Origin of the sequence: Allobosea sp. ASV33, from assembly GCF_016428755.1 — a bacterium.
Classification (GTDB): domain Bacteria; phylum Pseudomonadota; class Alphaproteobacteria; order Rhizobiales; family Beijerinckiaceae; genus Allobosea.
Window position 1 is genome coordinate 21,537 of record NZ_JAELTI010000076.1, and the last position, 6,333, is coordinate 27,869.

Here is a 6,333-nt window from a genome sequence, read left to right on the forward strand (position 1 = left end):
CACGACCGGAGATTGGAGCTTCGCCCGGAAGCGGACGTTACCGGATCGGGTCAGATAAGCGTTTCCGACCTTGAGCTGCTCTACGGCAGCGTTTGCACGGCTCGGTCGGTCGTGCTCGGAATGCGGACTGGCTAGCGGTCTGTGGTCGCGGCCAGAGCGGGGTATTTCCACGCAAGGGTGACCGCGCGCGCGATGAAGAACACGGCTTGAGCAAGCCATAGACCATGGTTTCCGAGCCACGGCAGCGCGATCGCGAGCACCCCAAGGTACAGGACGAAGCTCACGAGCATCATGTTGCGCATGTCGACGGTGCGCGTCGCCCCGATGAACACGCCGTCGAGCAGGAAGCAGCCGACCGCTATCAGCGGTAGCCATGCGACCCAAGCAAAATAAGCGACGGCCTGCGCCTGCACCTCGGTGCTGGTAGTCATGAAGGTGATGAGCGGGCCGGCTGCGAACCAGAGCACCACGCCGATGAATGCGCCGGTGATCGCGGCCGCGATGGCGGCGAGCCGCACGGAGAGATCGAGACGCAGCCGGTCTCTCGCGCCAACGGCCTGTCCGACCAGCGTTTCCGTGGCATGGCTATAACCGTCGAGCAGGAAGTAGGCGATCATCAGGATGCTCGCGAGCAACGCGTTGGCGGCAAGTACGGCATCGCCCTGCGTGGCGCCGAGGCGGATGAAGATCTGCCCGACGGCGAGCACACACACGGTGCGGATCATGATGTCACGATTGGCGGCGAAGAGCGCACGCAGTTTCGCCCGGTCAAGCAATGTCGCGCGGGATGCGCCGGCGCCGTGGGCGACGAGTTCGCGCCGTGCGTAATAGAGCCCACCGGCGACCGCCGCGACTTCGGAGAGAAACGCTGCAAGGCCGACGCCCGAGACACCCCAGCCAAGCCATGGCACGAAGACGAGCGCGAAGACGATGTTGAGCACGTTGGCGAGCACTTGAACCCAGAACGCGACCATCGTGCGTCCGAGGCCGATGAACCAGCCGAGCAGCGCGGCGTTGGCGAACCCCGCCGGTGCGGCCCAGATGCGCCAATTGTAGTATTCGGTCGTCGCCGCCTGCACGGCAGGTGAGCCGTCGAGGAACCAGAGGAAGCCACGCCGGATCGGGGCCTGGAACAGCACGACTGCTATGCCGATCACGCCGGCGATCAGCAGGGCGCGCAGGAGAGTGGCCGCGATCTCCGTGCTGTCGCGCGCGCCATAGGCCTGCGCCGTGAAGCCCGTCGTGCTCATGCGCAGAAAGCCGACGCACCAGTAGATGGCATTGAAGATCGCAGCCCCGACGGCGACGCCACCGATCAAGGCCGCGTCACCGAGCCGGCCGATGACGGCCGCGTCGACGAAGCCGATCAGCGGCGTCGAGGCGTTTGCGAGCATGATCGGAGCGGCTAGCGCGAGCACGCCCCACAGGGTCGGTATGGGCGATGGTGTCAGCGCCGCAGCGCGTGGCGCGTCGGTCACGGTGTCAGGATGGTGGCCACAAGGGCAAACACCCAAGTCTGTACTGCGCGCATGTGCCCCATCCAACGTTCGGTTCACCCGAACTGATCGTATCTGCGCAGAAAGACACAGCACCTAAAAGGGCATCGCTGCTTTGTAGTTTATGCGTATGCGACGCGGTAGGCCGCATCAGGGAGCACTGGCGTCCCGAAAAGGACAGGCCGAGGCAAAACCGGCTCGGACCAGGTCGAGGTTCAGGAGCGCTGGCGCCGTTGAGGCCCGCATGGATCGGCGAAAATCAAGAATCACCAATCCAATCCATTTCGGGGGGGTCCGACGAACGGCAAAATAATGTGCCTTCAGTGGGTACAAAGCTGGGTACGAACTTGGGTACGGCCGATTTTTCCGGCTTCCCGTAAGCACATGAATTTGCTAATCTAATTCAGTTTCGGTCGCACGCCGATTTGGCCTGGTGGAGCTGAGGGGATTCGAACCCCTGACCTCTGCAGTGCGATTGCAGCGCTCTCCCATCTGAGCTACAGCCCCAAGGCGCTGGCCTTCTAGGCTGTGCGTCGCGTGAATGTCAATCACTTCCGCCAGGAGATTTGGCGCAAGCAGGGGATATTCCGCGTAACCTTTCCGGACCGGTCTAAAAGGAACATCGATGCGCGCCGTTCTCGACGTGGTTCTGCTCGCGCTGCAGATCTATGTGTGGATCCTGATCGCCTCGGCGGTGCTGAGCTGGCTGATCGCCTTCAACGTCATCAACACGCGCAATCAGTTCGTGGCTACGCTCTGGGATGCGATCTATCGCGTCACCGAGCCCGCCTTGCGGCCGATCCGCGAGCGCCTGCCCAATCTCGGCGGCCTCGACATCTCGCCGATCATCCTGCTGCTGATCATCTACTTCATCCAGAGCGTGATCGTCCGCTACATCTACCCGAACGTGTTCTAACCAGGCATCGGACCGAAAAGTGGGCTGCACTTTCGGGCAGATCCGATGCCGAAGCCCAAGGGAGGATCGTCACTTTGCGCCCGAGAGGACGCATGACGATCCGCGCCGCGCCCTGCGCCGGGCGCGGCCCATGATCCGCCACGACGCATTCGACGCCGTGCCGGGCGGTATGCAGTATGGCCACCTCGCAAAACTGTTCGAGGTCGCCACATGGCCGCTACCGCCACCCCCTATCGCAGCCAGAACTGGGCTCTGACCAAACCCGCCGCGCGCGGAAAGCACGGTATCGTCGTCTCGCAGAGCCGTGAGGCGGCGGAAGCGGGAACGGCGATCCTCGAACAGGGCGGCAATGCCGCCGACGCCGCCGTCGCCGCCTGCTTCGCGCTGGCCGCGGTCGAGCCCTGGAACAGCGGACTCGGCGGCATCGGCTTCGCCGTCGTGCTCAAGGCCGGCGAAACCCGCGCGCAGGTGGTCGATTTCGGGCCGGTCGCGCCGCGCCGTGCCGACCCCGCCGACTATCCCCTGACCGGCGAGATGAAGAAGGACCTCTTCACCTGGCCGGAAGTGGTTGATGACCGCAACATTCACGGCCCCCTTTCCTTCGTCACGCCCTCCTCCGTCGCGGGCTACAAGAAGCTGAAGGAGGCCTTCGGCTCGAAGCTGCCGCTCGCTGACATCCTCGCGCCGGCCATTGCGCTCGCCAAGCGCGGCCTGCCGGCCGACTGGTACACGACGCTGAAGATCGCCTCCTCGGCCTCGGTCCTGCGCCTCTATGCGGAGAGCGCGCGCATCTACCTCCCGGGCGGCCTGCCGCCGGTGCCGCCCTATCAGGGCATTCCGGGCTTCATGAAGCTGGGGAATCTCGGTGACACGATCGAGCGTTTGGCAAAGGCCGGGCTCGACGACTTCTACCGCGGCGATGTCGCGAGCCGGATCGTGGCGGATATCGCCGAAGCCGGCGGCGTGGTCGATGCGCAGGACCTGGCCGACTGCAAGGCCGAGCTCCGCGATGCGCCGACGATCGACTGGCGCGGCAGCCATCTCATCCACACGGCCGGCGGACTCACCGCCGCGCCGACGCTGGAGCGCGTCGTCGACGGCATGGCCGATGCTCCGATCGATGGCGACGGCCCCTCGGCCGCCTGGTTCGCGCAGCTCTCGCAGGTGATGCGTCAGGCCTACAAGGAAAGGCTCGACGGCCTCGGCGCCGCCGTGACCGCAAAGGAGCCGGGCGACACCTGCACCACCCATCTCACCGTGGTCGATGGCGAGGGCAATCTCGTCACCGTCACCACGACGCTGCTTTCGTCGATGGGCAGCCGCGTCGTGCTGCCCTCGACCGGCGTACTGATGAACAACGGCATGATGTGGTTCGATCCGCGCCCAGGCAGCGCCAATGCGATCGCGCCCGGCGCCCGCCCGCTCTGCAACATGTGTCCCGTCGTGGTCACGCCGAAGGATGGCGGCTGGCCGCGCCAGGCGATGGGCTCCTCCGGCGGGCGGCGCATCCTCGCCAGCGTCTACCAGACACTGGCCTGGCAGCTCGATTTCGGCATGGACACCGAGGCGACCGCGCATCAGCCGCGCATCGACGTCTCCGGACCGGATTCGGCCAGCGCCGACCTGCGCCTGCCGGCCGAGACGCTTGCCGCGCTGGAAGCGGCGGGCCCGACCGCGATCGTCGAGCACAGCGTCCTGCCGATAAACTTCGCCTGCCCGAACTTCGTTCGCGTCGACGAGAACGGCGCGGAAGGATCGAGCGACGCCGCCTCGCCCTGGTCGGCGGCGGTAGCAGCGACACGCTGAAACAAAAAGGGCGGCCGTGAGGCCGCCCTTTTCCGTATCGTTCTGCGCTCAGCCCCTTTTCAGGCCCCACGGATAAGGCGCCGAGCCCGCGAGCATTCCGGTCATGTCCTTGCGATAGGCCGTGCGGCTGACGAACTGGCCGAGCGGGATGGTCGCAACCTCTTCGAGTGCCAAGCGGGCCAGCGCCTTGGCGCTCTTGCGCTGGGCGGCCTCGTCGGGCGCGTAGAGCCATTCCTCGGCCAGCGCCTCGGCGGCATCGCTCTTCCACCAGCCGAACCAGCCCTTGTCGCCTTGCCCGCGCACCAGCGTGGACATGGCGGGATTGCCCCAGCTCGTCGCCGAGCCTGTCGTGTGGAAGATGCTCCAGCCGCCCTTCTCGGTCGATTCGCGGCTGCCGCGGCGCTGCACGACGGTGCCCCAGTCGCTCGCCGCCATCTCGACATTCATGCCGAGCTGCTTGAGCAGTTCGAAGGTCACCTCGCCGAGCGGGCCGATATCCGGGAAGTCGGTCGGGTTGATGATGACGACCTTCTCGCCATTGTAGCCGGATTCCTTGAGCGCCGCCTTCGCCTTCTCCAGGCTCTGCGGCATCAGGTCTTCCTGCTCGCCGTCGTAATAGGGCGTGCCGCGCCACCACAGGCTACGGCAGGTCTGCCAGAGCGTGGTGTCGTCGCCCTGGGCGGCGCGCATGTAATCTTCCTGCTTCACCGCCATGCGCACGGCAGCGCGCACCTTCGGATTGTTGAAGGGCGCCTGCAGATGATTAAGCCGGATGACCGCGCCGCGGCCGGCCTTGTCGATGACCTCCTGCTTGATGTCCTTGTTACCCGCCAGCATCGGTTGCAGATCGGTGAGCGGGCGCTCCCACCAGTCGATCTCGCCACGCGTCAGGGCCGCCCCGGCCGTCGCCGGGTCAGGCAGGATGTTCCACTCGATCCGCTTGAAATACGCGACCTTGCCGCCGGCATTGCGGCTGGGCGGCTCGGCGCGCGGCTTGTAGGCCTCGAATTTCTCGTAGACGACCTTGCTGCCGGAAACATATTCGGACGCGACGAACTTGTAGGGTCCCGAGCCCATCATCTCGGTCACCTGCGTGTTCGCATCGGTCTTGGCCAGGCGCTCCGGCATGATGATCGGCGGTTGGTCGGACTTCGCCAGGCAGTCCAGCATCATCGGGAAGGGACGCTTCAGCTTGATCTCGATCGTGCGCTCGTCCGGCGCACCCCATTCCTCGACCGCCCGCCCGAGCAACTGGCCGTAAGGGTCGCGCTGCGTCCAGCGCTTAAGGCTCGCGGCGCAGTCGGCCGCCTTGACCGGCGTGCCGTCATGGAAGCTCAAGCCCTCGCGCAACTTGATGCGCCAGGTCTTGCCATCGGCCGAGACCTCGTGCCCCTCCGCCATCTGCGGCTGCGGCTTCAGATTCTCGTCCGCCCCGTAGAGCATGTCGAAGACATAATAGCCGTGGTTGTTGGTAACGGTCGCCGTGGTCCAGACTGGATCCAGCGCCGAGAGATTGGCTTGCGGCACGAACTTCATCACCGTCGTGCTCGCTTGCGCCGCAGCCGGCCGCGGCAGGGCCGGCCCGGCAAGGCCGAGCGCGGCCGTCCCCATCAGAAAATCACGACGCTTCATTCTTCGTCTCCCCATTATGGTTGGTTTGGAATGCAGGTCCGGGCTTAGGCGAAGCCCATGAAGTTCGGGCTCTCGCTGAGCGGCCGCGCCTTGGCGAGCTTGGCGAGATCCGGCACCGGCCGCGCCGTCAGCGGGTCGCCCGCGAGCGCGGCCTCCAGCGCCGCCGCCACAGCCAGCACCTTGGCGTCGCCACCGCGCGGCCCGACGATCTGAAGGCCGAAGGGCATCCCGTTGCGGTCGAGCCCGACCGGCAACGAGATCGCCGGGTGGCCGACGATGGTGACCGCATAGGCCGCCGCCAGCCAGTGGAAATAGGTCCGGGTCGGCTTGCCGTCGATTTCCGACGGGAAGAGCTCGGTCCAGGGCCGCGGGCTCAGCGTCACTGCCGGCGACAGGATGACGTCGTAATCGTCGAAGAAACGCTGCCAGCGCTGGTAGATCACCGTCTGCTGCTTCATCGCGCGGGTGACGTCGAGCGCGGAA

The 6,333-nt window shown here is 65.9% G+C and carries 5 protein-coding genes and 1 tRNA gene; 2 read left to right on the top strand and 4 right to left on the bottom strand.

What is annotated here, in order from left to right:
* Nucleotides 1-131 precede the first annotated feature (131 nt).
* The gene (locus JHD80_RS19550) at nt 132-1,544 is read right to left on the bottom strand and encodes an MATE family efflux transporter (RefSeq protein WP_199090845.1); all 1,413 of its coding nucleotides are present in this window, start codon (nt 1,542-1,544) and stop codon (nt 132-134) included.
* 383 nt (nt 1,545-1,927) lie between these two features.
* Nucleotides 1,928-2,003 (bottom strand) — tRNA-Ala (locus JHD80_RS19555).
* A gap of 118 nt (nt 2,004-2,121) precedes the next feature.
* On the opposite strand from JHD80_RS19555, the gene JHD80_RS19560 reads away from it, so the two are divergent.
* Nucleotides 2,122-2,412, top strand: a complete 291-nt coding sequence (locus JHD80_RS19560; RefSeq protein WP_199090847.1) for a YggT family protein — start codon at nt 2,122-2,124, stop codon at nt 2,410-2,412.
* A gap of 210 nt (nt 2,413-2,622) precedes the next feature.
* On the top strand, nt 2,623-4,218 hold the full coding sequence (locus JHD80_RS19565; RefSeq protein ID WP_199090849.1) for a gamma-glutamyltransferase: 1,596 nt from the start codon (nt 2,623-2,625) through the stop codon (nt 4,216-4,218).
* Nucleotides 4,219-4,266: 48 nt separating this feature from the next.
* Here JHD80_RS19565 and JHD80_RS19570 read toward each other — a convergent pair whose 3' ends face one another.
* On the bottom strand, nt 4,267-5,850 hold the full coding sequence (locus tag JHD80_RS19570) for an ABC transporter substrate-binding protein (protein ID WP_199090851.1): 1,584 nt from the start codon (nt 5,848-5,850) through the stop codon (nt 4,267-4,269).
* A 44-nt stretch (nt 5,851-5,894) separates the two neighbouring features.
* Nucleotides 5,895-6,333, bottom strand: a 439-nt coding sequence (locus JHD80_RS19575; protein WP_248311662.1) for an amidase family protein, incomplete at its 5' end; no start/stop codon positions are given.

Bases quoted from the DNA above. Each gene is read 5' to 3' on its own strand.
- JHD80_RS19560 (WP_199090847.1), top strand. From the start codon at position 2,122: ATGCGCGCCGTTCTCGACGTGGTTCTGCTCGCGCTGCAGATCTATGTG.
- JHD80_RS19565 (WP_199090849.1), top strand. From the start codon at position 2,623: ATGGCCGCTACCGCCACCCCCTATCGCAGCCAGAACTGGGCTCTGACC.
- JHD80_RS19570 (WP_199090851.1), bottom strand. From the start codon at position 5,850: ATGAAGCGTCGTGATTTTCTGATGGGGACGGCCGCGCTCGGCCTTGCC.